Origin of the sequence: Herbaspirillum lusitanum (assembly GCF_046025995.1) — a bacterium.
Taxonomy (GTDB): domain Bacteria; phylum Pseudomonadota; class Gammaproteobacteria; order Burkholderiales; family Burkholderiaceae_D; genus Herbaspirillum; species Herbaspirillum lusitanum_A.
Genome location: NZ_JAQQFM010000002.1, coordinates 517,787 through 544,692, shown reverse-complemented (window position 1 = coordinate 544,692; position 26,906 = coordinate 517,787). Strand labels below are relative to the sequence as shown.

General features: G+C 55.7%; 22 protein-coding genes, 1 tRNA gene and 1 pseudogene. 10 read left to right on the top strand and 14 right to left on the bottom strand.

Going from position 1 to position 26,906, the window contains the following annotated elements; translation table 11 throughout:
• The first annotated feature begins 94 nt into the window (after positions 1 to 94).
• The 4 genes and pseudogenes from PQR62_RS05420 to PQR62_RS05405 all read left to right on the top strand — a co-directional run bounded on the left by PQR62_RS05420 (position 95) and on the right by PQR62_RS05405 (position 3,156).
• Positions 95 to 1,066 carry a DUF932 domain-containing protein gene (locus PQR62_RS05420; RefSeq protein WP_408155556.1) on the top strand — a complete coding sequence of 324 codons (972 nt, stop codon included), beginning with the start codon at positions 95 to 97 and terminating at the stop codon, positions 1,064 to 1,066.
• A 77-nt stretch (positions 1,067 to 1,143) separates the two neighbouring features.
• The gene (locus tag PQR62_RS05415) at positions 1,144 to 2,133 is read left to right on the top strand and encodes a YqaJ viral recombinase family nuclease (RefSeq protein WP_408155554.1); all 990 of its coding nucleotides are present in this window, start codon (positions 1,144 to 1,146) and stop codon (positions 2,131 to 2,133) included.
• A 215-nt stretch (positions 2,134 to 2,348) separates the two neighbouring features.
• Positions 2,349 to 2,673, top strand: a pseudogene (locus tag PQR62_RS05410) (helix-turn-helix domain-containing protein); the annotation flags it as partial.
• 48 nt (positions 2,674 to 2,721) lie between these two features.
• A complete protein-coding gene (locus PQR62_RS05405; protein WP_408155755.1) occupies positions 2,722 to 3,156 on the top strand; it encodes a hypothetical protein in 435 nt (144 codons plus the stop codon).
• A gap of 115 nt (positions 3,157 to 3,271) precedes the next feature.
• On the opposite strand, the gene PQR62_RS05400 is transcribed toward PQR62_RS05405, so the two are convergent.
• From PQR62_RS05400 to PQR62_RS05380, 5 genes are all read right to left on the bottom strand, one after another.
• Positions 3,272 to 3,348: transfer RNA gene (locus PQR62_RS05400), tRNA-Pro, on the bottom strand.
• 138 nt (positions 3,349 to 3,486) lie between these two features.
• A complete protein-coding gene (locus PQR62_RS05395) occupies positions 3,487 to 3,753 on the bottom strand; it encodes a hypothetical protein (RefSeq protein WP_408155552.1) in 267 nt (88 codons plus the stop codon).
• A gap of 206 nt (positions 3,754 to 3,959) precedes the next feature.
• A complete protein-coding gene (locus tag PQR62_RS05390) occupies positions 3,960 to 4,301 on the bottom strand; it encodes a hypothetical protein (RefSeq protein WP_408155550.1) in 342 nt (113 codons plus the stop codon).
• A gap of 364 nt (positions 4,302 to 4,665) precedes the next feature.
• On the bottom strand, positions 4,666 to 5,532 hold the full coding sequence (locus PQR62_RS05385) for a hypothetical protein (RefSeq protein WP_408155548.1): 867 nt from the start codon (positions 5,530 to 5,532) through the stop codon (positions 4,666 to 4,668).
• 352 nt (positions 5,533 to 5,884) lie between these two features.
• The gene (locus PQR62_RS05380) at positions 5,885 to 6,094 is read right to left on the bottom strand and encodes a hypothetical protein (protein WP_408155546.1); all 210 of its coding nucleotides are present in this window, start codon (positions 6,092 to 6,094) and stop codon (positions 5,885 to 5,887) included.
• A gap of 424 nt (positions 6,095 to 6,518) precedes the next feature.
• Between PQR62_RS05380 and PQR62_RS05375 the strand changes: the two genes are divergently transcribed.
• Positions 6,519 to 7,715, top strand: coding sequence for a glycerate kinase family protein (locus tag PQR62_RS05375; RefSeq protein ID WP_408155544.1), 1,197 nt, complete (start codon positions 6,519 to 6,521; stop codon positions 7,713 to 7,715).
• 485 nt (positions 7,716 to 8,200) lie between these two features.
• On the opposite strand, the gene PQR62_RS05370 is transcribed toward PQR62_RS05375, so the two are convergent.
• Complete coding sequence (locus tag PQR62_RS05370) at positions 8,201 to 9,202, bottom strand: LLM class flavin-dependent oxidoreductase (protein WP_408155542.1); 1,002 nt, start codon at positions 9,200 to 9,202, stop codon at positions 8,201 to 8,203.
• A gap of 996 nt (positions 9,203 to 10,198) precedes the next feature.
• Between PQR62_RS05370 and PQR62_RS05365 the strand changes: the two genes are divergently transcribed.
• Positions 10,199 to 10,753, top strand: coding sequence for an FxDxF family PEP-CTERM protein (locus tag PQR62_RS05365; RefSeq protein WP_408155540.1), 555 nt, complete (start codon positions 10,199 to 10,201; stop codon positions 10,751 to 10,753).
• A 309-nt stretch (positions 10,754 to 11,062) separates the two neighbouring features.
• Here the strand turns inward: PQR62_RS05365 and PQR62_RS05360 are convergent, their stop codons facing one another.
• The 3 genes from PQR62_RS05360 to PQR62_RS05350 form a co-directional block, all read right to left on the bottom strand.
• A complete protein-coding gene (locus tag PQR62_RS05360; protein ID WP_408155538.1) occupies positions 11,063 to 12,139 on the bottom strand; it encodes a glycosyltransferase in 1,077 nt (358 codons plus the stop codon).
• Between the two features lie 77 nt (positions 12,140 to 12,216).
• Entirely contained in the window at positions 12,217 to 13,242 is a 1,026-nt protein-coding gene (gene galE / locus PQR62_RS05355) for a UDP-glucose 4-epimerase GalE (protein WP_408155536.1), read from the bottom strand.
• 222 nt (positions 13,243 to 13,464) lie between these two features.
• Positions 13,465 to 13,989, bottom strand: coding sequence for a serine O-acetyltransferase (locus PQR62_RS05350; protein WP_408155534.1), 525 nt, complete (start codon positions 13,987 to 13,989; stop codon positions 13,465 to 13,467).
• A gap of 425 nt (positions 13,990 to 14,414) precedes the next feature.
• Between PQR62_RS05350 and PQR62_RS05345 the strand changes: the two genes are divergently transcribed.
• Genes PQR62_RS05345 through PQR62_RS05335 form a run of 3 tightly spaced genes read left to right on the top strand, consistent with a single transcriptional unit; the run spans position 14,415 to position 17,781 of the window.
• Positions 14,415 to 15,746: an oligosaccharide flippase family protein gene (locus tag PQR62_RS05345; RefSeq protein WP_408155532.1), complete on the top strand. Its 1,332-nt coding sequence runs from the start codon at positions 14,415 to 14,417 to the stop codon at positions 15,744 to 15,746.
• A complete protein-coding gene (locus tag PQR62_RS05340; RefSeq protein WP_408155531.1) occupies positions 15,709 to 16,743 on the top strand; it encodes a polysaccharide pyruvyl transferase family protein in 1,035 nt (344 codons plus the stop codon). Before PQR62_RS05345 ends, PQR62_RS05340 begins: the two co-directional genes overlap by 38 nt.
• Before the next feature lie 3 nt (positions 16,744 to 16,746).
• Complete coding sequence (locus PQR62_RS05335) at positions 16,747 to 17,781, top strand: beta-1,6-N-acetylglucosaminyltransferase (protein WP_408155529.1); 1,035 nt, start codon at positions 16,747 to 16,749, stop codon at positions 17,779 to 17,781.
• An 83-nt stretch (positions 17,782 to 17,864) separates the two neighbouring features.
• On the opposite strand, the gene PQR62_RS05330 is transcribed toward PQR62_RS05335, so the two are convergent.
• The 4 genes from PQR62_RS05330 to PQR62_RS05315 form a co-directional block, all read right to left on the bottom strand.
• Entirely contained in the window at positions 17,865 to 19,283 is a 1,419-nt protein-coding gene (locus tag PQR62_RS05330; RefSeq protein WP_408155527.1) for a mannose-1-phosphate guanylyltransferase/mannose-6-phosphate isomerase, read from the bottom strand.
• A gap of 1 nt (position 19,284) precedes the next feature.
• Entirely contained in the window at positions 19,285 to 20,421 is a 1,137-nt protein-coding gene (locus PQR62_RS05325; protein WP_408155746.1) for a nucleotidyltransferase family protein, read from the bottom strand.
• 151 nt (positions 20,422 to 20,572) lie between these two features.
• The gene (locus PQR62_RS05320) at positions 20,573 to 21,754 is read right to left on the bottom strand and encodes a WecB/TagA/CpsF family glycosyltransferase (RefSeq protein ID WP_408155525.1); all 1,182 of its coding nucleotides are present in this window, start codon (positions 21,752 to 21,754) and stop codon (positions 20,573 to 20,575) included.
• Positions 21,741 to 22,895: a glycosyltransferase family 2 protein gene (locus PQR62_RS05315; RefSeq protein WP_408155744.1), complete on the bottom strand. Its 1,155-nt coding sequence runs from the start codon at positions 22,893 to 22,895 to the stop codon at positions 21,741 to 21,743. The genes PQR62_RS05320 and PQR62_RS05315 overlap by 14 nt, the downstream gene beginning before the upstream one ends.
• A 413-nt stretch (positions 22,896 to 23,308) precedes the next feature.
• Here PQR62_RS05315 and PQR62_RS05310 point away from each other — a divergent pair, with 413 nt between their 5' ends.
• Positions 23,309 to 24,715: an Atrophin-1 multi-domain protein gene (locus PQR62_RS05310; protein WP_408155523.1), complete on the top strand. Its 1,407-nt coding sequence runs from the start codon at positions 23,309 to 23,311 to the stop codon at positions 24,713 to 24,715.
• 92 nt (positions 24,716 to 24,807) lie between these two features.
• Here PQR62_RS05310 and PQR62_RS05305 read toward each other — a convergent pair whose 3' ends face one another.
• A complete protein-coding gene (locus PQR62_RS05305) occupies positions 24,808 to 26,808 on the bottom strand; it encodes an acyltransferase family protein (protein WP_408155521.1) in 2,001 nt (666 codons plus the stop codon).
• Positions 26,809 to 26,906 lie beyond the last annotated feature (98 nt).

Genomic DNA, 26,906 nt, shown 5'->3' with positions numbered 1-26,906 from the left:
TACCCTGCCTCCATCGAAAAATGCCTACAGCCCCGAAAGGGCTGTAGGCATTTTTTCTCTCTATTCCTGTTTCCACTATCCACAAGGAGTCATCATGCATCTCGTTCAATCTATGGCCTATGTCAACGAAACACCATGGCATGGCCTCGGCAATCAACTCGTCGCTCACCAACCGCTCGAAGTCTGGGCGCAACAAGCTGGCATGAACTGGCGTATCGAGGAAGCCGAAGTGCGCTTCGTATCGGGCAGTGCAGGTTCCAGCCTTGGTTCTATTTATTCCTTCCCTGATCAGAAAGTGCTGTACCGCTCCGACACCAACGCCCCCCTCTCCGTCGTCTCGTCACGCTATCAGGTCGTGCAACCCGCTGAGATTCTGGAGTTCTATCGCGACCTGACCGAAGTTGGCGGCTTCGAACTGGAAACAGCCGGCGTTTTGAAAGAAGGTAAGAAATTCTGGGCGCTCGCCCGAACCGGCCAGAATACGACGCTCAAAGGCAGAGACCGCGTCAATGGGTACTTGCTGTTGGCGACAGCCTGCGACGGCACGCTGGCGACGACGGCACAATTCACTTCCGTGCGCGTAGTCTGCAACAACACCTTGGCCATCGCCTTGGGCGACGGTACAGGTGCGATCAAGGTTCCCCATCGCAGCCAGTTTGATCCCCAAGCGGTCAAACGCCAATTGGGCATCGCCATTTCTTCTTGGGACGGCTTCTTAGCACGGATGAAGGTGCTGACCGACTGCAAAGTCAAGGACGATGCAGCCGAAGCTTTCCTGCGTCGGGTGTTGACCTACTCGGTCAATCCCACTGCCGATGGCAGTACGTCTGCGGTCAATGATCGGGCCATGAAAGTGGCCCATGAGCTATATACCGGTCGCGGTAAAGGTTCAGATATGGCCTCTGCCTCCGGCACAGCCTGGGGACTGCTCAATAGCATCACCGAGTATGTGGACCACCATCGCCGCGCCCGCAGCGGCGATCACCGTCTGGACGCTGCTTGGTTCGGATCCGGCGCAACGCTCAAACAAAAGGCCTGGGATGAAGCACTCAAGCTCGTCGCATAACCTTTCTCTATTCTCAATGACATCAGGCCCAGTAGCGTGTGAGCGCTACTGGGCCTGTCCTTTATGGAGGTCTCAACATGGCTTTATTGAAACAAGAATCTGTTTCTCGTCCAGCGCTTCGTTTGGTCGATACCCGCAAGCTCGAGCGAGCCGACTGGTTGGAAGTGCGCAAGACCGGCATCGGGGGTTCGGACGCCGCTGCCGCCGTGGGCCTGTCGCCGTACAAGAGTCAACTGGAACTGTGGTTAGAGAAGACCGGTCGAGATGCCGATCTTCCTAAGCCCAATCCCGACGACAGCACGGAACCTGTCTATTGGGGAGCGCTGTTGGAACCCATCGTCGCGGCAGCTTATACCAAGCAAACTGGCCATCGAATCCGCAAGGTCAATGCCGTTCTCCAGCATCCCAGCATTCCTTTCATGCTGGCGAATCTGGACCGCGAGGTCGTTGGAGTGCCTGGTGTGCAAATATTGGAATGCAAAACGGCGGGAGAATTCGGGGCACGGTTGTGGCAGGAAGGCGTGCCAGAGTACGTCCAACTTCAGGTACAGCACCAGCTCGCCGTCACGGGCAAGCAAGCTGCTGATGTTGCCGTGCTGATCTGCGGCCAGAAGCTGGAAGTCCATCGCATCCAGCGCGACGATCATCTGATATCTCGCCTGATACCGTTGGAAGCCAAGTTCTGGGAATACGTCGTCAACGACATTCCACCACCGGTCGATGGCTCCGAATCGGCGGATCGTGCACTGCGCTGCCTCTACCCGGGCAATTCCGCTTTCGTCGACTTCAGCAATGATCGTCGCTTGTCTGCAGTCTTTGCCGATTTGATCTTGCTGCGGGAAGACATCAAGGCTAAAGAAGCTCAGGCAGAACAATTCAAGCAGGCGCTACAGCAGGCCATGGGCGATGCCTCGGTCGCCCGACTTGAGACCGGCAAGGTCACATACAAACGCAGTAAAGACAGCATCAGTATCGACCTCGACAAGTTGCTTGCCGATCACCCCGCGCTGGCGCTGGAATATGCCATCACCAAGCCTGGTTCACGGCGCTTCCGTATTTATGACTGATAACAATCCCTCAATCACAGGAGCCTTGATATGCTGAAAGGACTAGCAATTACGCCGCCCGTTATGGGGCGCATTTCCATTGGTCGTGTCGTTGAGAAAAACGGCAAGCTGTAGATTTGCATCGAAAACTGACCCACTTTGCTGGGATTTTTGCATCGAAAATTGACCCACGTTTGAGACACAATCCTACCTAGGCAATCAGGTGGGAGATTGGAGTGATCGACGTGGCATTACTAGGAATTATTCGGCGCTGGCACCTACGAGACCAGATATCGCTAAGAGAGATCGCCAAGCGACTTGGCATTTCAAGGAACACCGTTAGACGTCACCTGCGCTCTGAAACTGTAGAGCCAGCCTACGCAGACCGACGTTCGGCCAGTGCTTTGGATGCATACGCATTCAAGCTTTCAACGTGGCTAAAAACGGAATCCACCAAATCTAGAAAGCAAAAACGCAGCCTCAAGCAGATGCACGCAGACCTGTGCGCGCTCGGGTTCGAAGGCTCATATGACCGCGTTGCCGCGTTCGCTCGCCAATGGAAGGTGGATCAGTTAGATAGGGTCAATTCTGCAAGCAAAGGAACAGCAATTGAAGAAATTCTCCCTCCCGGTATCAGAAAAACCATCAGAACACTCGTTGACTACCGATGCTGCAATCGGTGACGTCATTGGAAGACTATGGACAGAGCTATCGCCCTCAGGGAGTGAATTTGCAAAAGACAAACCCATATCGCTTGTTGTTGGGAAAATGGGAAGCGCTTATAACTTCAACGCTCAGAAAGTCCCACCTATCGGCACTGGTCTGATAGGTGGCAAAGACTCCAAGCAACGTCGCGCCCTTGCAGAGAATATCCTCAAACCCATGTTTGGTTTGGATCTCTACGTTCGGTTGATGCCACCTAAACAGAGCAGCAACAGTAAGAACGGGGATCGGACGTACTGGAAAGGAGGTGAAGAGCGCCTCCCCATTCTTCCGCCATCAAAACGCGGCCGGCCTCGCAAACAAACAGAAACAACCCAGTAGCGAATACCAAATATGATGATCGGCGGGGTAAAAATTGGGTGGGGTAAAAAGTGGGGTAAAAACGAAAAATAGAAAAGGGCTTATAGACGAAAAATCTATAAGCCCTTGATTTTATTGGTCGGGACGGAGTGATTCGAACACTCGACCCCTTGCACCCCATGCAAGTACGCTACCAGGCTGCGCTACGCCCCGACTAGCCAGAGATTATAGCAGAGACAAAATTGTTTTGTCTCCAATAGTTTCTGTTTCGAAAGTGCAGCGATGGGAAATAGATAGAATCAAGCAGATTGCCATCATCGAGCCATCATTGCCCTTGCACGGAAAGCCGGCTTAACCAAGTCGCCAATTGCTTCGGTGGCGCCCTTTGGAGCGAATGATGTGCAGCTCGTCGCTCAGATCGGCTTCGACCTCATCTTGCTGGGTACGCCGGAATACTTCGCGCCCCGTGCGCGTGAGATTGAATGCCCCGCCCAGATTCGGCACCCCCAAACCCTTGGCGATGATGCTTTTGACGATGCGACGCGGAATGATTCGAAAATCGCCCTTGAACACGCTGTACATCCAGCGAAGTTCTTCACCTGTTAATTCGATGTCCATAATGAATTTCCATCGGGAAATAAATCAAATACTATCCGAAGAAATTTGATTTTCCCAGCGGAAACGTGCGGAACTCAGCCCTGGACACAGCAAAACAACTCTTTATTTTGTAACTGTTAGCGGTATGCAAACAAGACTGGCGATCCAATTACACGCGCTAAGTTGAAGGCCTGCCATTTTGGAAAGTCTGGAAAGACAGGGCAAGCTCAGGGCTGCTGAAATTTGCGCTGCCGGGCCGACCTGCGCTGCATCTGGAAGTCGCGCTGGTCTTGCAAGACATAGGTCTGCAATTCTGCATGAACTGCAGCAACCGCTTCATGATCGCCAACACCGGCAAGCGGGCAGATTTTTTCGATGACCAGGCGGTGCGCCCGATAGACATCGCCGTCGCAGACATCCACGATGAAATGCCAACCCGGCAAAGTCGTATAAGGCTTGATGTATTCAGGAACGGATTGATGGCGATACACCGTCATGCAACGGAACAGCACGGCGAAATTGATGATAACGAGCAATGCAACAACGATCGTGATAGCGGTGGCAGACATGCTTACTCCGATTGACTGGTCAATGAAAATCAGAAGCTGTGCACCATGGCATGTTGCGTCCGATCCTTTGAAATCGCTCCGGATCGGAAGTCGATTTGAATGGACGCATTGTCCGGTTTGACCGGAACGGGAGATATGAGAAAACTCTCAATTAACTATGAGGAAAGCCCTCTTTAAGAAAAGCCGAGAGAAGCATCAGGAAGGGATTGGAATTGAGGGAATTGAGGCAAGCCGCAGACTGCACAGACAAAAGCGGTGGCAAACATGACCGTCCCTGCTGAGCAAAAAAAACCGGCTCCCGCCAGACATCAACAGAAACGTAAGGCAAACACTTTGCCTTTGCTCTCGCACAAGAACTGCGGCCTCATCCGCCGCTGCGAAAAAACTCCTGCATCAAAAATGCCTGCAGGCCCTTGGTATCGGACGGCCTTGCGGATAGCACTACCACCCGGCCGAGGCGCTGGGAATCCCAATTGAAATCGCCTGAATAATATTTGCGGATCAGCGCAATCATGCTGTCCACCACGGCCAGCTCGACATTGCCGCCCATACCGGCATCTACGCTGATCGTCTGCTGCTGGCTGCGACGCTGATCCTTGGTCCAGCCGCGGAAGGAGTACTGCGCCACGCGCGGTCCCTTGCTGATGATTTCAAACACACCATTGGTGCCGCGGCCGCGCTGTTCCTGAAAAGCGATGTTGGCGCGCGCTATGTCGTTGGCGGAGGGATTTTCGGCAGCATAGGCTGCGGCGTTTTCCTGTGCCGCCGATTCTTCGGCGGCACGCCGGCGTTCGCGTGCGGCATTGAGCATGGAGCTCATATCCTGCTCAGGCGGTGCCGGGGTAATGGCCGACGGTGCATCCGATTCGCGTACAGTCGGACGGCTTGCGGTGGATGTATCTGGCTTGGGCCTGGCGGTCTGCGTGGGACGCGGAGACTGTTTCGGCTTGGTCGATTTGGTCGGCGTTTGCTTGGGCTTGGGAGCCGGCTGCGGCTTGGATTGCGGCTTTGGTTCTGTAATCGCTTTAGGTTTTTCCGGACGAATGAAAGTCACTTGCAGCGGCGCCTCAGGCTTTCCGGATACGCTCAGCTCGATCTTCTTGTCCAACTGCGCGCGCAACACCAGAAACAGTCCCACGTGGATCAGAATCGACAGCACCAGGCCGGCGATAGTGCGGCTGCGCGCACGCGCAATCGGATCCTTGCGGTTGAAGAACGGCAAAATACTCATACCCTGCGGCATCGACTACGACTTTCCTGTTCTGGATTGGAACGCCGCAGATTGCGGCCGTCCTGAAGATATTGAGCCGCCCTGCGAGCCCAACTGATATGGCAAGCGCCCGGCGCCAGCTTCTGACGGTTAAGGACGCGACTGCCGGGGCACATTCTACAACCTTTGCCCATTCATAAAGCATCTGCACGATGCCGCGCAATGTAAATGCGTGCCAGCAAGCTCAATCCTCAGGATCTCCTCAATGGCCTGCCATGAGTCGACTTCAGCGCATCTACAAGGTGCCTCACGTCGACGCTCTCAGGGATCTGGCGTCTTGATGATGCCGTCCGGGCCTTGCCATACCGAAGCCTCAATGCCGCCAATGCCCGCGTCCACCGCCCCAACCGCCGCCGTACCCAAAATAGAACGAAGAGTAATACGGCGTATAGACCGGCTGAACCGGATAATAAACAGCCTGCGGAGAGTAATAGGGATCGTAAGGCACTGCGACACAGCCGCCCAATGCCATGACGGCAAAACTCGCAATCAGGCAGCGCAGTATGGTTCCAGACTTTTTCATGATGGCCTCCGGCAGGCGGCAAATTAAGCGAATCACTATGCGCTGCACGCGGTAACGCGGCCAGCAGGCTTACCTTTTGTTACGCAGGCACTACATTTGAGCGTAAATGACCGACGATCGCGCGTCGTTGTCGTCAAGCGCCATACCGTGACGCGCAATGTCTCTACAAGCTATACCGCCGCTTGCATAATCCGGCACACGCTTGCCTATATAATTTGCGCCAGTCAGGCCATGTACCGAGGTTTCGGCCATGCGCAGAAATGTATGCTGCGCTGCCTTGCACTTGGTCGCCCCTGGCGCACACACTTATAAGAGACCTTCAATCCAGCCGGTTGCCTTGAAATCTGTCGGTTCCACCTGTATGCAGTCGATCAGATGGCCTGCCTTCAGACTCAATGTTTCCGCATTGCCACTGATCGCTTCCATGAACTCTTCCAGTCCTTCCCGTTCTGCCCGCTCCGCCGCTCAAGCCCCTGTCGTGGTGATTGCTCCCGACTCTTTCAAAGGCTCGCTGAGTGCGGAAGAAGTCGCCACCGCCATCGGCGACGGTATCCGCGCCGCGCTGCCGGAGGCAGACATCCGCCTGTGCCCGATCGCCGATGGTGGCGAGGGTACGCTGGATGCCCTGATGCATGCCGGCGGCGAAATATGTCGCATCGCAGCGCGTAATGCAGCAGGCAACGCGGCGCAAGCGGCAGTCGGCCTGCTCAAGAACGGCAGTTGCGTCATCGAATCCGCCAGCGTGGTCGGCCTGACCGATGCCGCCGGCACTGCGGTCGCGGTTGAACAGCGCAGCACGCTGGGCGTGGGAGATTGCATGCTGGCGATGCTTGATCACGGTGTACGTCACTTCCTGGTCGGACTGGGCGGCAGCAGCAGCAACGACGGCGGCGCCGGATTGCTGGCCGCCCTGGGCGCGAAGTTCTACGACGACGCCGGCCAATTGCTGGCGCCGACTCCTCATGCACTGCAAAAGCTGGCGCGCGTCGATGTCTCCGGTCTTGATCCGCGCACCAAGGATGTCCGTATCATTGCCATGTCGGATGTCGACAATCCGCTGTGCGGAGAACATGGTGCGACGGCCGTCTTCGGCCCGCAAAAAGGCGTGACGCCGGAGCAGGTGGCAGCGCTGGATAAAGTCTTGAATCACTACGCGCAAGTCCTCGAACAAGCGCTGGAGCGCAAAGCCGCAGAACTGCCCGGCGCAGGCGCAGCCGGTGGGCTCGGCTATGCGCTGCTGATGCTGGGCGCAGAATTCCAGTCCGGCGCCGAGACTGTGGCCGACCACATCGGGCTCGATCAAGCATTGGCCGGCGCCGACTGGCTGATTACCGGCGAAGGTCGCAGCGATGCGCAGACCTTGCACGGCAAGGCGCCGTTCATCGCCAGCCAGCGCGCGCGCCGACACGGGGTGCCGACCACCCTGCTTTCAGGCGGTATCGACCGCGCTTCGCTGGCCGAACTGCAAGGCAGCTTCTCCGGCTGCTTCTCCATCGTGTTCGGCCCCGGCAGCCTGCAAGATGCTATTGGCAATGCACCGGAACTGCTGCGTGCCAGCGCGGAACAAATGGCGCGCTTGTGGAGCACCGCGGCACAGGCCGGCAACGCTGACCGGAATTAAGCGAACACAATCACTCAATGCAAAAAGCCGGCAGACGCCGGCTTCTTTTTGCATTGATGGAACATACAGCGCGACACGAGCGGTCCCGCCCCCTCCATTTGGCAGTTATTCACAAATGAAAGTCGCCCTCATCAGCCTGTGGATTTGTTCACAGGAAAAGTGGACAGACTTGTGGATAAACTGAGGAGCACTCAGCTAAGTATCTGATTCAATTTAGTTTTCCTCGATTGATAAAAGTGGATGCAATTTCGCGCATTCATCCGAAAAACGATACGCGACACTGCTTTTCATCCATCTTGAAGCCCATCCTGTGGACTTATCCACAGAAAATGGGGGCAAGTCTGTGGATAAACTGAGGAGCATCTCATCATGTCCTTGATTTATAAGACTTTTATCACTCTGGCAAAAGTGGACGCTTTCTCCGGCTCTGCAGATCGTCGCCCACTATGTTTTGCTTTACCGGGGGGGGGGCAAATCGAACTCCATCACTTCAAGTCGAAAGCCTGCGCCAGTAATCGATAGGAATTCAGGCGCGCAGCATGATCGTGGATGATGCTCACCACCATTACCTCCTGAGCACCGTAAGCGGCCGCCACAGCTTCGATCTCGGAGCGAACATGCTCAGGCCCACCGACGATTGCGCGTCGGCCTGGGGGCAGCGTATCGATCGCCAGCCCTTGCTGCCCGAAAAAGCGTAATGCGGCGTCGACCGTTGGAATCTTGTCCAGCCGCCGTCCGGTATGCATATGGATCAGGCGCATGCCATAGCTGCTGGCCAGGCGGCGCGCCTCCTCATCGGTTTCGGCGCAGATCACCTGCAGCGCGACGCCCGTATGCGGCTCCGGCATCTGCGCTGTGCTGCTGAAGTCTTGACGATAGGCTGCGCAGACGCCTTCGCCGGCGGCGTGAATGAAATCCGCAAACATATAAGGCAGGCCCAGCTCAGCAGCCCATATGCCGCTCTGCGCGGACGATCCCAGCAGCCAGGTCTCGGGCGTCTCCGGCCGCCCAGGCAAATCGGCCAGACGCGCAAACGGATGATCTTCCGGCACGCGATCCCATTGATATGCCAGCAACTCGTTCAACTGCTCGAAGAAGTCATCGGCTGGACGCTGCCGCCGGTCGCGCTGCAAGGCCGTCGCCGTCATCGAATCGCTGCCCGGCGCGCGCCCCAGACCGAGATCGATGCGCCCCGGGAACAGCCCGCTCAGCATGCCGAAGGACTCCGCCACCTTCAGGGGACTGTAATGCGGCAGCATCACACCGCCGCTGCCGACACGCAAACGCTCGGTCGCCATGGCAATCGGTCCGATCAAGACCTCGGGACTGGCGCAAGCCAGCGAACCGCCGCCATGATGCTCGGCCACCCAATAGCGATAAAACCCCAGACCGTCCGCCAGGCGTGCGAGCTCCAGAACATTACGCAGGGCTTGTGCACTGGATACGCCGTCGGACACAGGAGCCTGATCCAGGACGCTGATTTTCAACGCAGTTGAATTACTTGAAGAAGTCATTGATTAAAACCCGATTGAAATAGCCCGCAGCGGGCCAGCAAAAACATAAGGCAAGCGTGAGCGAGCAAGACAGGCTGATCTGCTGCCAGAATGGAATCATTATCCCTCAGCCATGCGCCAAGGAAATATCCTGCGCTGAACGGCTATCAGTGCCGACAACATTCCGATGAAAAAACTGGCCGAAAGAAAAACAAAATGGCATTTGCAAAAAGTTTGATATGAAAAAAAATCTGCCCCAAGATGAATTGTTGACACATCGACCAGAACAATTGCGCATAACGAAGCAATTCAACAACAGTAGAAAACATCAGGTCTCTCTCCAAAAGCAATACAAAAATTCAGACCAAAGTTACATCACGTCAATTAATTATTTTATGAACAATAAAATTTGCAGTGGGGACTTGCACTTATCAGCAGGCCAACTCCAGCGTGAAAAATTCAATTTCAAATGATGAGGCATGTTTTCCCCTCTGTATTTGATTAAAGAATTCCCAGCCAGCTTGGTGAGCCACTCAAAACAGCCTCATATTCATATTTTTTGAATGAGATTAAGACAAGCTTAATCGCTTAAAAAACAGGCAAAAAACATTTCCAAAAAGAACTAAAAAGCATGTTTTGCTGCAACGCAATTTTCCTAAACAATTCCCCGGAGAAACCTTCTGAAAGCCTTGCCAGTCATGGATTTGCGCCGATTTCAGCATCTCAAAATAATTCTTACAAAACACTGAATTTCGTTGATTTTGCGCTAACGCAATGCTAGACTTCAGTTCAGCAGTAAATGATGTCTAAAGAAAAACAGGTTGTCGGTCAAAGCTAATAAAAATAAAACGATTGGTCATGCATTTTGTTTATTACCCAAAAGCAACTATTGATCGTTTTAGTGGAACTCACTCTCGTAGTGACACAAACGCGCTGTACAAATATTTCAGTGTTTTAAGAAATCAATTCAACTTTTAGAGGGTATTAACCATGCATAAAATCTTGGCAGGCGCCGTACTGGCAGCTTCGTTGGCTTTCACCGGTGTTGCAGCTCAGGCAGCGACAACTACAACTGCGCTGACGTTCAATAATTCGACGACCAGCAACATCGGTAACACATTCACCTCAGCTGGTTCGTTCACCGACAACTACACGTTCTCGTACACTGCTGGCACTTTCGATGTCTCGTCGGCTGTGATCTCGATTTCGCTGGGTACCACGTCCGTGCTGGGCGTGAGCAGCTTCTCGCTGACCAACACCACCACTGGCGCCGTGTACAACAGCACATCGTCGTCGGCTGGCTCCCTGCAGTACTACACCATCACAGCTTCGAGCCTGACTTCGGGCAGCTACGTTCTGTCGGTCAAGGGCAATGTGACTGGCACATCCGGTGGTAGCTACGGCGGTAACATCAGCGTTTCGGCAGTGCCTGAAGCGTCGACTACCGCAATGATGCTGGGCGGTCTGGCTCTGGTTGGCTTCGTTGCTACCCGTCGCCGTCGCTCGACAACAGCACCAATGAACCTGAATCTGATGCCTGCATAATTCAAGTTCGGGAGTGGCAATCTGAACAAGATTGCAACCCTGAAAAAAAGCCCCTGCGCCATCGCAGGGGCTTTTTTTATGCGCAGTCGTTATCGAGTCATGGACAATCCCCGTGATGTCGCGCCCAAGCCTGGCGACATGCACCAGACCAACATGCAGCGCACTCCCGACCTGCCGCACCAATAAAAAAAACGGAATCACTTTGCATGATTCCGTTCTTTGACTTCTACCTGCGACCACACCAGGACGTCGAGAAAACCGCGGGGAGGACTCTCCTCGATCAAGTCGCTCCTGCCGCCATCCACATCTTCAAGCCATGCTTTCCGCCGGCGCACTCATGCGACGCTTGCCGGGAAAGCGCCTAATCAACCATGAACGGATAGCATCCCATTCGCCGGTTTCAGCTTCGTTATGTGTCTGAAAAAAGAAATAGCGCCAGAGCAGCAATGCCTCGTGGCGAGTCGATGCCAGCTTTCGAAACGCCAGCTCACGCTCGACTTCGTTCGCATGATCGAATCCGTCACGCACGCTAGCCGCCATCTTTTCAAACTCATCCGAAAAGTCGGTCTGGCCATCGACATCGAACAGCAAGCCGCCATGATTGCAAAACGGCGCAGGATCGAAATACGGTACCTTGGACAGCATGGCAAAGGCATGCACCAGATAACGCGAGACGCGCAATGAAACTTTCATCTGATCGTCAAAACGCGTCGCGCTGACATTATTTCCATGCCACCGATATTTGATCAGCTTCTGAGGCACGTTGTTGCACTTGCCCTGAATTGCCAGCTGGCCGAACAGGAAATAATCCTCAGCCAGATTCATGACGCGAATTTGCTGCTCTTGCGGCAGCAAATTCAGGAAATCATTTCCGTAGCGCACGCCAAGCCGGCTTACTTCCGCAAAATCCAGCATGGACGTCGGGTGGGCGACCGGATTTCTGAACAGGCTGGCCGCTCCGACCCGCTTGCTGCCTATCGGCATCTTCATGTCACCAATAGCGGCACCTTCGGCATTGATGACGTCAGCCTGCCCGCCGATGACGACGCAGCCCGGATTACGCGCAAAGGCTTCAAGAGAAATCGCCATGCGATCCGGATAGCAGATGTCGTCGGCATCGTGTCTCATCACGTAGCGGCAGTCGCAGATGTCCAGCCCCTTGTTCAGCAGGCCGGACAAGCCGTCCGCATCAGGAAAGGAGTGAAGTTCAACACGCGGATCGCGCGCGTGATATTGCTCCGCCAACTCCCGGCTACCGTCAGTGGAACCGTGATCCAGTACCAGCAGACGCCAATCCTGGAAAGACTGTGATTGCACGCTGTCGAGCGACTCAGCAAGAAAATTGATTCCGTTTTTGACCGGTAGCAAAACATCAATCGTCGCCATGCCGGACTCCTAAGAAAATAAGGCCCGTCAAAGCGAGGCCAATTACGACACTAAACAAGTGACTCAAGACGGCAGACTCAGGCGGCATCCGCCAGCTTCTTCGCCAGCAATTGCCAGCGCCATGAATCGGCGCACATCGTTTCAACCCCGCGCGTCGCCTTCCATCCCAACTCTTGTTCCGCGCGATCGGTGGCGGCGAAACATTTGGCGATATCGCCAGGCCTGCGGGCCACGATCTGATAGGGAATGGAGCGTCCGCATGCCTGCTCGAACGCAGCCACCATTTCCAGCACGCTATTGCTGCGACCGGTGCCGAGGTTATAGGTATGAATGCCTGCGCCTTCATCCAGCTTTTTCAGCGTCTTCAAATGGCCATCGGCCAGGTCGACCACATGAATGTAGTCACGCATGCCGGTGCCATCGGGCGTCGCATAATCGTCGCCGTAGACCGATAGGCTGGCGCGTCGACCATCGGCCACTTGTGCGATGAACGGCAGCAGGTTGTTTGGAATGCCATTCGGGTCTTCGCCAATCAGACCGCTCTCGTGTGCGCCGACCGGATTGAAGTAGCGCAGCAAGGCAATGCGCCACTCAGGATCGGCCACATGCAGATCGCCGAGAACCTGCTCGATCATCAGTTTGCTGCGACCGTAAGGATTGGTTGCCGCCAGCGGGAAATCCTCGGTAATCGGAACACTGGCCGGATCGCCGTAGACCGTGGCGGATGAACTGAAAACGATATTTTTTACGCCATGCCCGGCCATGACTTCGAACAGCAGCACGCTGCCGCTCACATTGTTGTCGTAGTAACGCAGCGGTTGAACAACCGATTCGCCGACCGCTTTGAGTCCCGCGAAATGGATCACCGCATGGATCGCATGCTCGCTGAACACCTTATCCAATACGTCACGATCGCGGATATCGCCCTCGATGAACTTCAGCGCACGTCCGCTGATCTGGCTCACGCGATCCAGTACGCTGGCGCGACTGTTGCACAGGTTATCCAGCACCACCACATCGTATCCCGCCTGCAGCAATTCGACGCAGGTGTGAGAGCCGATATAGCCGGCGCCGCCGGTGACCAAAATTGTCTGGCTTGCCATTATTTATTTTGCCTTTTAGAAGCTGGAACCGGATACCGCAAAAACGCGCGGCAAGATGTTCATTCAGGATGACCGGTTCGGAAAGCCAGCGTCATGACATGCCCGGAATCGAGACATGCCACGCGCAGCGAGGTGTGAGATTGCATTGGGGCTGAAGAGTTCGATCTGAATTGACGCATGCGCCACCCGACCATGCGAAAAAATGAAGAGCGGCAGCTACGATCAGGAAACCGGCACTTTGGCCGCGATGATGCGCGCCGGCGCGCCAACTGCCGTCGCCCCTTCAGGGACATCGGACAAGACCACCGACAGGCCGCCAATCTTGCAGTGGTCTCCGATGCGCACACCGCCATATACCTGCGCGTAGGCCCCGAAATCGACATGATTGCCGATCACCGGCACCGGCCCGTCTTCGCTGCGATTGCCGATGGTCACACCTTGTCGCAAAGTGCAGCCGGCACCGATCACTGCATCGCCGTGAATGAAAATATTACCGAAATGCCATATCCGCAAACCAGGGCCGATGCGCGCGGTTCGAGGCAGGCTGATACCGAAAGCGGTCTCCACCGTCCGGAACGCGATCAGATACAAAACATTGAGCACCTTCTTAATCAGGCCTGGCGAACGCTGCTCAATGCGACGACCCCAGCGATAAACCCAGATGGCCCAAATCGATTGCTCTTTCAAAAACGGACGGCGCATGTTGTAGCGCTTCAGATCCGCTGCCCAATCAGGGTCTTTGCTCATTCATTGTCCTTATCAGATGAATTGTGTTGCTTCAATATGCCCAGGTCCCGCGCTCCCCATCTCCGAGCGGCAACCAGAAGCCCCTTCAAGACCCTCATTTTCCACGAAAGTTTTCAAAAATCATCACACATCTTTTCAATATTCAAATAGAAAACGGATGATGTGCAGCGCAACAATATGATAGATTGTCAAAGCTGACTAAACCCTGACAATGATGGACTCAGCTGCAAGTCAACGCATTGCCGTCGAGAAATTATCGCGCCCGGTTCATCCAAAATTCGCCTGAAAACGGGCGTTCGGGAACCTAAAGCAAGCTCCACCTTTCCATAGCTTGTTATTCTTGGGCTCTCCACCCAAACCGATGCCGCAAAGCAACATCAACGGCGCGTCCGACAATCAGAAAATATTAATAAGCCAAACGCCGCATGTCCTTCAAAGAAATCGTCAAATCATCAGGCAAGACCCTTCTGACCACGGTCGGTGTCACGGTCGTCGGCTTCCTCATTTCGGTGCTGACTGCGCGCATGCTCGGCCCAGAAGGGCGCGGTCTGCTGTCAGGCGCCTTGCTGATCATTACCTTATCGAGCTCGGTTGCCGCCTGCGGATTGGCCTTCACCTACATTTATCACCGCGGCGCAGGGCGCCTGTTCAACTTCAGAAGATTCGTCTTGCTTGCCGGTTTGTTTGTCGGCCTGCTGGCAGCTTCGCTGGCGCTGGTCGGTTTATTTTTCAACCATGACGAACAACTGCGCGAACACATCGTACTGATCACGACTTTCGCATTGGTCACCGCCATTCAAAACTATCTGGTCAACCTGACTCAGATGCAGCCAAGCCTGAGTTTTCTGAACGTCACCCGCATGCTTGGCGTGCTGTTCAATGTCAGCGCACTGGCCGTGTTGTTTCTGGCCTTCCGCCCCATCAATTTCGTCTACGTGTTGAGCGGACAAATTGTTTGCGCCCTGATCCTGATCGCCATTTGCATCAACTGGGCGCGCTCCAATATTTTCCGCCCCGTGGTCAACCCACGCCAGACACCCCGCCCGGCCGAGATGGGTCACATGCTCAAGTACGCCTTCAATCAACACGGCACCGTGCTCATCGGTCTGGCGCTGACCAATTTCGACAAGGTCTATCTGCTCAAGGTCGGCACCATCGTCGAGTTCGGTTATTACTCGCTGGCCTATACCACTTCGCGCCTCATCGGCGTGCTGTACGACGCCATGAATACCGCGCTCTATTCGCGCTACGCCGGCAAAGATGAGGGCGAACTGAGCAAGAGCATCAATATTGCATTTCGCCTGACCTTGCTGCCCATGCTGGTATTGGCGGGGATTGGCGCCCTTCTGTCGCCCTGGCTTATTCAGGGCGTGTACGGCCCCAAGTTCGCCTCGGTAACGCCGACCTTTGTGGTGCTCATGTTCGAGTGCGTAGTCTCCGGCGCAGGCTGGACGCTGGCGCAACGTTTCAATGCCGCCGGCCGGCCGGGTCTGGTGCTGGTGCGGCAACTGATTTCGATTGTCCCGGTCGTCGCGCTGCTGCCCTTCCTGCCGAAAGAAAACATCTCCGTCTATCTGGGCTTGCTGATGCTGCTCGGCGCCACCTTGCGCATGGCGATCACCTTGGCCATCTATCCGTATGTATTGAAAGAACCGATGCCGCGAATATTTCCTTCGAAGGATGACCTGCAAAAGGTCATGGCCAGCGCAAGGAATGTGCTTGCGCGACGCCGTGCCCGCAAGAGCACGCCGACCTGATCGGGTAGCATCCATATCCATTTTCGTCGACTCAATAAAGAAAACACTCTCAATGAAAAGTCATTCCGAAGTCATGCAAGGGCTGAAAAAGCATCACGATGTCATTCGCGACATGCTGAAGGGACGGCGCTTCCATTACGTCGATATCCCCGTACATGACAACATCGGCGATCTGCTGATCATGCTCGGCACGATTCGCTTTTTCAGCGACAACGGGCTGTCTCCGGCGACCGTGTCGAACACCTATTACTTCGATCCGAAATGGGTAAAGCCCGGCGATGTCATCGTGTTTCATGGCGGCGGCAATTTTGGTGACCTGTACGGCAACATCCACACGCTGCGCGAAAAAGTGATCGCCGCCTTTCCACAAAACCGCATCGTGCTGATGCCGCAAACGCTGTTCTTTTCTTCGCCCGAGACCAGCGCAGCATCGGCGGCCATCATCTCTCAGCATCCTGACCTGCATCTTTTCGTGCGCGACGTCGTGTCTGAAAAACTGGCGCACGAATTCACCGACAAGGTCTATCTGGTGCCCGACATGGCGCACCAGCTCTATCCTATCCGCTACCAGCAAGGTGCAGCCACGGGCAACGTGCGCATTCAACGGGTTGATGTCGAAAAACCAAAGACGCCGGAAAGCCTGGCATCACTGCCTATCCGCACCACGACCGACTGGGTCGAAGTGATTGGCGAGGAATACAAACTGAAAACGCTGTTTGCCAAACTGGAATGGCGCTTCAAGCGATACGGCTGGGACTACGCGCTGACCAAACTGGCGCTGTGGTATTGGGTGCCGGTATCGCGGCGTTTCATGAACAAGGCCGTACGCCTGTTCGCCGATCACGAAACCATCGTCACCGACCGCCTGCACGGCCATATTCTGTCCTGCCTCATGGATAAGAAAAATATCGTCATCGACAACAGCTATGGCAAAAACTCGACCTACATGAATCAATGGACAATCGAAAGCCCACTTACCACCCTCGTCAAGGAGTAAGCAATGAAGATCGCCTATCTGATCCTGGCCCACAACAACGCCAAACTGCTGGGCCGTCTGATTGAAGAACTGTCGGGTGAGCAAAACAGCTTTTTTCTTCACATCGACCTCAAGGCGGATATCAACGCATTCGCAGCGCTGCGCGCCTATCCGAACGTGCATTTCTGCGAGCAGCGCGTCGACGGCGCCTGGGGTGATTTTTCACTGGTTCAGGGGACCCTGAATGTGATGCAGCAAGCAATGCAGTTCGACCCCGAATTCGAGCGCGTCGTATTGCTGAGCGGCTCGACCTTGCCGGTGCAGCCGAGCGGCTACATCGAGGATTTCTTTGCGAAAAATCCGGAGTCCAACTACGTGGAAGCCTATGCCATGCCCAATGAACAATACGGGAAATCGCTGGGCCGGCTTGAACATTACTGGTTGCGGCGCACGCCGCCCATGCTCAGCTACAAATGGAAGGCGCAGGATTTCATCATTGCGCATGCACCGCGCAGAAACTACAAACGCGCCTTCGGCGACATGCAGCCAATCGCCGGATCGCAATGGTGGGCCATGACCGGCAAGGCTTGTCAGTATGTTCTGGACTTCGTTCGCGACAACCAACGCTTCTGTCGCTTTTGCCACCACACCGATTGTGCGGATGAATTCTTCTTCCAGACCATACTCTGGAATTCGCCGTTCCGCGCATCGCTGCTGCCCAGCATCACCTATACAGACTGGAAACCCGGCTCGTCGAGCCCCAATACGATCAACGAAGAACATCTACGGCATTTTGCGCAAGCGCGGGTGACCAGCTCCGTCAATTGCAATAGTCCGCTGCCGCAAAGCGAGGTCTTGTTTGCACGCAAATTCGATGAGAAACCCTGGGGGCCGATAGAGCAGCTATTGGCGAGCAATCACCGAAAATCGAAACCCTCGCAGATCGAAGACCTGGGCCAGGCGCAGGCCCCTCCGTCGGCGCCGCTGCCAGCCAAGACGAAACCACGCGCAGCCTCAGAGGCCGACGCCGTGCCGGCCAGTCCCAGCAACGTCTGCTGAATCGCCGAAGCAGCCCGTCCGGCACGAGAGTGAAGGAGGAAAAAAAGAGAGCTGAAAGCTCTCTTTTTTATGCCGCAACAGGATCATGCGCGCTTGTAGATATCCTCAAAACGCACGATGTCGTCTTCGCCGAGATAACTGCCGGACTGCACTTCAATCAGGTGCAGCGGCAACTTGCCCGGATTTTCCAGGCGGTGCGTCACGCCGATCGGCAAGTAGATGGACTCGTTCTCGCTCAGCAGTTTGACTTCTTCACCGCGCGTGACCAAGGCAGCACCGCTCACCACCACCCAATGCTCGGCGCGATGATGATGCATCTGCAGCGAGAGCTTTTCGCCCGGCTTGACGGTAATGCGTTTGACCTGGAAGCGCTCGCCCGAGTCCACGCTTTCATAACTTCCCCAAGGACGGTACACGCGCTTGTGGTGGATATGTTCGGTGCGTTTTTTCGACTTGAGATTATCGACGATGCCTTTGACATCCTGGACCTTGTCCTTGTGCGCGATCAGGACCGCATCGTCGGTTTCCACCACGATCAGATCTTCGACACCGAGGACCGCGACCATGCGGCTTTCGGCCCGCACCAGCGTATTTGCAACCTGATCCAGATAGACGTCGCCGCGCACCACATTGCCGGCCTCATCGCCCGGCAGGACTTCCCACAATGCGCTCCACGAACCGACATCGCTCCAGCCGATGTCGGCCGGCACCACCACTGCGCGGCGGGTATTTTCCATCACGGCATAGTCGATCGATTCGGATGGCGATGCAGCGAATGCAACTTCGTCGAGACGGCAGAAATCCAGATCGACATAGGCTTTTGCTACCGCTTCCTCGACGGCCGCCGAGATTTGCGGACGATACTCCTTGAGCTCATTCAGATAATCGCGCGCCTTGAACAAGAACATGCCGCTGTTCCAGGAATAGGCTTCATCGGCGACAAATTTTTTTGCGGTTTCGAGATCCGGCTTTTCCACAAAACGATCGACGATGAAATTGCCCTCACCGCTCGCGTGCGCAGCACCACGATGAATGTAGCCATAGCCGGTTTCCGGCTTGGACGGCTGAATCCCGAAGGTCGCCAGCGCACCCTGTCCGACCGATACAGACGCGCGCTGCACCGCAGCCTGGAAGGCAGCCACGTCGGTGATGACGTGATCCGCCGGCAGCACCAGCATGACGGCCTGCTCATCCTGTTTCAGCAGAAAATGCGCAGCAGCAGCCACAGCGGGTGCGGTGTTCTTGCCCATTGGCTCCAGCATGATGCCCAAAGGCTTCACTTCGATTTCGCGCAGTTGCTCCGCAATCATGAAGCGATGTTCGTTACCGCAGACCATCAATGGCGGCATGATTTCCGGCCACGAGGAAACACGGCTGACCGTGTCCTGCAGCATGGTCTGCTCGCCCACCAAGGGCAAGAGCTGCTTGGGGAAGGCTGCACGCGACAAGGGCCACAGACGGGTTCCGGCGCCGCCGGAAAGAATGACGGGATAAATTTTCATGTTAGGTGCTCTTTGGTTTTTCGGTATCGACACGCGGCTTCATGCGGCGGTCGCGCGCGTCGTTCCAATACGTGTCCTGATGTTCCGAGATATGCTTCATTTCGCCATCGCGCGTGACGCTGTAATTGCCGCACACCACGGTTTCATTGATCTTTGTTCCTCCCGCCGCGCGAGTATATTCGAACAACACGCTGCGGACAATTTCGGCGCCGCTGCAAATATGGCTGCCATGACCGATCCAGGTCGGCCCTATGATCTTGACCCCGGCTTCGATATGCGATCCGGCACCGATATAGACCGGCCCCTCGATGACGGTGCCCTCCCATTCGATGCGCGTGTTCAGGCCGACCCACAGGCCTTCCTGAATCTGCGTGCCTGGCACATACATCTGCGCAATCTCGCCTTTCAGCACGCTTTGCAATACCGACCAGAAATCGGTCACGTTACCGATGTCGATCCAGTTGAAGAAACGCTTTTGCGCGAAAAACGGCACCTTCTTTTCGACCAGCAGCGGGAACAGTTCAGAGCCGATATCGAAGAAAGTATCTTTCGGGATCAGGTCCAGCACTTCCGGCTCCATGATGTAGATGCCGGTGCTGGCGAGATTCGACAAGGCTTCTTCCTGGCTGGGCTTCTCCTGAAACGACAGCACGCGGCCATCCGTATCGGTCACCACCATGCCGTAACTGGACACCTGCTCCATCGGCACTTCCTTGGTGATCACGCTGACCAGCGCACCCTTGCGGCGGTGTTCGAACAAGGCCGATTGAATATCGAGATCGATCAGCGCATCGCCGCAGATCACCAGCGTGGTTTCATCGAAGAAGCCGCCGAACTCCTGGATTTTCTTCATGCCGCCGGCAGAACCGATGGGATTCGGAAAGACCTTGCCCTCGTCGTTCACATAACCTTCGAACGAATAGCCGATGCGTGCGCCGAAACGTTGCCCTTCGCCGAAGTAGCGTTCGATGCGCTCATGCAGATAACTGACGTTGACCATGATGTCATGCACACCATACTTGACCAGATGCTCGACCAGATACTCCATCACCGGTTTGCCCAGGATGGGAATCATCGGCTTCGGCAATTCATAGGTCAGAGGGCGAACGCGCGTCCCCTTGCCTGCCGCCAGAATCATTGCTTTCATGAGCGCCTCAATAATAAAAAATGAATCAAAAATCAAAAATCCGAAACCGCACACCATGCCTGCAGCAAAAATGTCCTGCGGCGTACAAGCTCTTCATCTGCATAGCCGTCGCCGTCTGCAATCAGAACAAGTCGGCATCGGTTCAGCGCGACTCCAGCAAATAGTCGGCGCAATGCAAATAAAATTGTCTGCGCAATACCGGGCTGACCTGAGTGAATTTCAAGGAGCGGCCTTTTGCAACGCTATCGCCATACAGAAGCATCAAGGATGCCAGCGCAGCGCTATCGATGAAATGTGTCTTCGAACAATCTAGGATCAGCGGCTCGGCGGCCAAGGCCGCTGTGCGCAAGGCCACTCGCAGCGGCGCACTATTTGCCTCGCCCAAAGCCGCAGGAAAGGCCAGAACGTAAGCGCCGTCCTGATGCCTGCCGATGATTCCGGCCGGCGTAAAGTCGCTGGCCGGCGGCGCCTGCCGACGACTGGCCAGCACGCAAGGAATCACACGCGTGACCATCAATTGCAACAAAGCCACGCCATCGTCCCAGTAACGACGCCACAGCTTGGGCTCTTCCTTGATGCGCCACAGCCACTCAAGCCCGGTCTTCTGCGCCCAGACCGGTGCGCGAGAAACAGTGCCGGCGACAAAATTCACCACCGCGCCCAGATGGCTCACCAAAGGGGCGCGCAATCGGGCCAGATTGTATTGAATCCATGCCTGCCCCTTCTTGGCGCCCAGCGCCACCACCAGAAAATCAGCATCGCTTGCATTGATGCGGGCGATGGTGGCGGCATCGCTCATCTCTTCTATGCTGCCGAAACCCGGCGAGTCGAAACCGACGCAGCGCATGGCCGAGGGAATCGCGTTGAGCTTGAGGCTGGCGGCTTCGGCCACGCCCGGCGGTCCGCCAAAGAAATACACTTTCATCGGCCCATCAACGGCCGCAGAGTCCGTTTTTTCCTGCCGCTCGCGCAAAGTCTGAAACACGCTCGATCCGGCCACACGCTCACGCACTGGCAGACCAATTGCACGTGCAATCCAGATCAGGGGCATGCCGTCCGCAATCGACAAATCGCTTTGAATGACCGAGTTTCTGAACGCCGCATCGCTCATGCAGGCAATCGCAAAATTGAGATTGGGCGTGGACAGAAAGCAGCGCTGCTGGGTGGTGGAGGCTGTGCGCATCTTGCGGCTGGCCTCCGCCAGGCTCACGCGATCGAAGGGTAAACCGAGGATGCAATACACATCGCGATCGAAATCCGGCAGCGCTGCGGCAGTTGCCATCGGCGTGAGCGCGGAGTCCGCCAATTGTTCATTCTGAATCACGTTTCGACCTCACCCATTCAACCTGACGATTGACAATAAATTTCAGATAGAGCGGCAGCTTCTTTGCGACGTAGCTTACTGCCGTCAGCAACTCGCCCAGCGTCAGCACGCTGCGACCGAATCCTGACCAGGCCAGCAATATCGCCGCAAGGATCGCCAGCAGCAGCACACTCGCAAACGTGAAGGGTGCCGTCAGACCCAGGCCCAGCCAGATCAGTAATGTCAGCACCCAGCTGGAGCCGACCAGCATCACGAGCAGGGCCAGCGGCGGTATGCACAAGTCCAGCGCCATGGCCGCCAGGGCCGTGTTGCCGCTGCGGATTGCAGAGAACAGGAGCGCCGGCACCTGATTCAGGATCACGCTCAGATGGCCATGCTCCCAGCGCGTGCGCTGCGTCTGCGCACCGGCTTCGCTGCTTGGAAAATGACTGTAGACCATGGCGTCGGGGCAGAACAACGGCGCCTGATCCATCTTTGCCAGATCGACACCCAGCTTCATGTCCTCAACGATATGGCCGGTCGCCAACTCCGAATTTCTCAGTTGCAGCCAGGAAAACGCCATGCCGGTGCCCATCAATTGGCAAGGCATGCCGATGCGCTGAAAGCCCAGAGGACGCACCAGATTTTTTACCACCCATGCGAACTCTGCAATCTTGCGCATCGGCCGTGCGCCTTCGGGTGCATGCATCAGATACAAGGCCTGTACCGGGCGACCGCTGTGTTGTGCAACGCGCGCAATACGATCAAGCGCGCCGGATCCCAACAGACAATCGGCGTCGACGATGATGACGACTTCAGGCGGGTCTTCGGCCAAGTGACGAATGCCGTGGTCGAGCGCATACCCCTTGCCACGCAATTCATTGTGGAAGCGTTCGCTCACCTCTGCGCCAAGCCCACGTGCGATAGCGGCGGTGTCATCCGAACAATTGTCGGCCACCACGATCAGGCGATCATCGCCGACCAGTTGCGCTTTGACGCCGGCAATCACTTCCGCAATGCCGTTTGCTTCGTTATGTGCCGGCATCAGCACCGCAATACGCGGACGGCGCTCGACCGCCGCCGCAACAGAAGGCGGAGCGAAGCGCGCCAGCAGCACTTGCGCCAGCAGTACCAGCACCGGCACCGCCAGCAGCAGGAGCATCAACAACAATAAATATTGCACCGCAAAAATCATATTCAGGCTTTCTTAGTTTTAGTACGGGAAGCTTTTCGGAGCAGGTGATTCATTCTTTGAATTGCCGACGGCCAAGGCATTTCGGACGCCAAGCCACGACTGCCGCAATTGAATTTCTTCGGTACATTATCAAACATTTGCGCAGTAAAATGCCGCAACGCGACATTTTTTCAGATTGAAATTCTCACAAAAAAATCCTGAACCGCTTAGTTAAATATCTGGGCCGACTCAGTAAATACATTGAAATGAAATGCAACTGAATCGAGGCACTGGATTTCTTAGTGGCTATACTTGCCTTTCACGTCATCCGCGTCACACCGCACAACAAATCGACACACTGGTCTTTCCGACAACTTCATCCCTCTTTCAAGGAGTACACCATGCGACTTCACACGCGTATGTATCGCAACATTCCGACCTTGGCGCTGATCGGCGCACTCAGTGCAGCCCTGCCGCTTCAGGCTGCCGAATGGGGCACATACAAACAGCCGTTTGCAGCCGACTCCCTGTGGAACAGTCGCCCGGTCAATCCGACCTTCTCGGATGATGTCATTCCAACATCGACCTATTTTCCCAACGTCACCGCAGCGGCATTTTCAACCGGCATCTTTCTCGCCTCGCCCAGCGACCCGGCCGTCACCGTCAAAGGTCTGACGGGCAGCAAGGGCTTGTTCAACGCCGACGATGAAAATGCTCACGATGTCACGATTCCGCATTGGCCGGCATCGGTAAAACCCGGTCCCGGTTCGGACGGGCACGCGGATATTGTCGATCCCAGCACCAACATCGTTCATTCCTTCTTCAAGCTGAAACAGGAAGGCACCCAATGGACCGCTGCCATGTATTCATGGACCAAACTGGATGGTCGCGGCTGGCCCGACCCCGGACATTACTACCAGGGCGCACGCGCCACCGGCGTGCCGCCATCGGGCGGTCTGATCCGCTCTCATGAAGTGGCAGAAAAACCCGAGTACTACTCGCACGCGCTTTGCATGTCGCTCACCTTCAATGGCCTGAGCGCCAAACCGACCTACGTTTTCCCTGCAACCTCGGCCGATACCAACGCCGCCAAACTCAATAGCGGCCCCTTCCCTGAAGGCTCGCTGCTGATGTTGCCGCCCTCCTTCGATACCGCCAAGATTTCCAACCCTGAACTGCGTCGCATCGCTGAAACACTCAAACGCTACGGCGCCTATGTGGTCGACGCCAACACCGGCACACCGTTTGTCATCTACGCCGAGATTGGCTCCGGCTTCAATCTGATGCCGGCCGGCTGGAACAACACCGTCGCCAACGAACTGCAACTCATCCGTGCCAATCTGCGGGGTGTTACCGGTGCGCAGAGCTGGGTCGACGGCGATGGCAAGACCTTCACGCCGCAAAAAAATCTCAACCTGCTGTCAATGCGTGGCGCCTGGAGCCAGCAATCCGGCAGCACACTGGGTAAATTCAGCTCCTGGGATCAGGCCGTGGTGTTTCCATCCACCAGTTCGGTTTCTGAAGTGGTCAATCGCAGTAATCGCGGCATGAATGCGGTCACCTGGGCGCTGCCTGTCATCGGCGCCACTTACACGCTGACCGCCAGGACCACCGGTGGCGGCAAATTGCGTTTCACCGTCTACGATCAGCTGGCAGGCAAGATGGCGGTCGATACCGGCTATCTGGAAAACGGACAAACCAAGTCATTTAAGTGGACCGCCAGTTCGCCGGCGCTGGTGATGTATGCACAAAGCGGGGTCGGTGCTGCCTCTAGCGTAGGTGGCGAACTGATCAAAACGAGCGACTAAGTAAAGAACTGAAGGACTTCACTTGATCGTCCCCGTTTCCGCTGCAGCAAGGAAACGGGGTATTCCCACCCCGCCTCCTCTCCCTGACGTCCCTACTTGCTTCCCTTCGGCGCCACGCCATCCAGCTGCAGCAACCCGCGCGCCTGCATCGTGCTCAACAAATACTTCGAAGCCGGCAGACTGATGTGCTGGGTATCGTTGTAGAGATAAACATTGTCGCGCTTGGCGGTGCACATGCCGTCATGGCAGAACAGCGGCGTCGGATCGAACACCGTCACGCCAGGATGCTGTTTCTTCAACTCAATGACTGCAGCATCATAGTCCTTGCGCAAGGCTTCATGCTCGGCCATCGAATAGCCGCATTCGCGCGAAGTGCCGGGATTGAATCGATTGACGCAGGAGTGCGGGTCGAGCTTGAGATAAGGCACGTCCACCACGAAGACGACCTTTTTGCCGAGCTTGAGCAGGCTGTCGATCATTGCGCCATTGCCCGACAAAAACGCGTCGCGTGAACTGAGTTGCTTGCCGTCCAGATAAAACTGAGATCTCAGACTCAGGTCATCGCGCGGATAAGCGCCGCTCAGAACCACAGTCCGGACCGACGGCGTCTCGGCGGCCACCTTGATCGCCTCATTCGCAATCGCCGTGCAATTGTTGGCCCAGCGCCGCAGATACGTCGGTGTGTACGTCAGGTTGGGATACAGATGGCAGGCATGCCCCGCCACCATGATCGCGCTGGCCTGGGTATCCTTGGAAAAGATCGACGAATGCAAGGCCATCACATGGCTGTCGCCGACGAACATGGTGGTCGGCTGCGCCGAGTTGGAAAGGCAGACTTCCTCCGCGACGCCAGGCAAATGATTCAGGCGATTACAACTGCCATCGGAATTGCGCGAGCCCTCGAAAATGTCCGCAGCCGACAGGTAGTCCAGTTGCTTGTTGATCTCGCGTCCGTTGAAGCCGTCATTGAGGTAGATCAGCATGCCGCATGCCGCTACCAGCACATTCAATGCAGACAAGGTCCACACCACGCGCAGCGAATGCGACTTGCGCAAGGGGCGTTCGATCAGCACGAAAGTCAGCCACGCCATCAGCACCGAGAGAACTACCGCGCCGAAGCGCACATGCGGCGCCGGTTTCTCTCCTTCGATGATGGTAGCAAAGGCCAGCAAGGGCCAATGCCACAGATAGAGCGGATAGCTGATCAAACCGATCCAGACCATCAACCTGTTCGATAGCACATGGCGATTGAACCAGGCCTCCGGCCCGGCCGACAGCAACAGAAAAGCGCCAACGCTGGGCAGCAAGGCCCACCAGCCGGGAAAGGCACTGGCGCTGCTCAGCAGGGCAAAGCCGACTGCCAGCAGCAACAGACCCAGCGAGGACTGGAGATTACGGTAGCGGCTGTTCAGATCGGGGCGATGCAGATTGATATAACCCAGCACACCGCCCACCATCAATTCCCAGAAACGCGCAAATGGCGAATAAAAGGCGGCGGTCTGATCACGGCTGACGAGATAGATATTGATCAGGAAGGACGCCAGCGCGATCACGGCGACGATGCGCAGGAAGCCCCATTTGCGCTTCCAGACGAAAGCCAGCAGCAAAGGCCAGAACAGATAGAACTGCTCTTCGATCGCCAGGCTCCACAGATGCAGCAGGGGCTTGGTTTCGGCAGCATTGTCGAAATACCCGCTTTCGCGCCAGAACAGAACATTGGAGATGAAGGTTGAGCCGCCGAACAAATGTTTGCCTAGCTGCTTGTACTCGTCGGCAAACAGTACGAACCAGCCGGCCACGATGCAGCTCAGCATGACCGTCATCAACGCCGGGAAAATACGCCGCACGCGCCGGACATAGAAATCCAGGATGCTGAAACGGCCCTGCTCCAGATTATTGAAGAGAATCAGCGAAATCAGAAAGCCGGAAATGACGAAGAAGATATCCACGCCGATGAAGCCGCTGGCAATCCATTCAGGGAAAGCGTGAAACACCAGCACCGATCCGACCGCAATCGCTCTGAGCCCATCGATATCCGGACGATATTTCGGATGCAAGCTATGTGGCTTGTTTTTTTCTGCCGCGTTCGTCACGGCTTCACCAGCCACATAGGCGCCATTTTTGTTACTTTCTGAAATGCTTGCATGATTGTTTTTAAGTGACCAATTATTGTTCGATGCGTCCGACATTT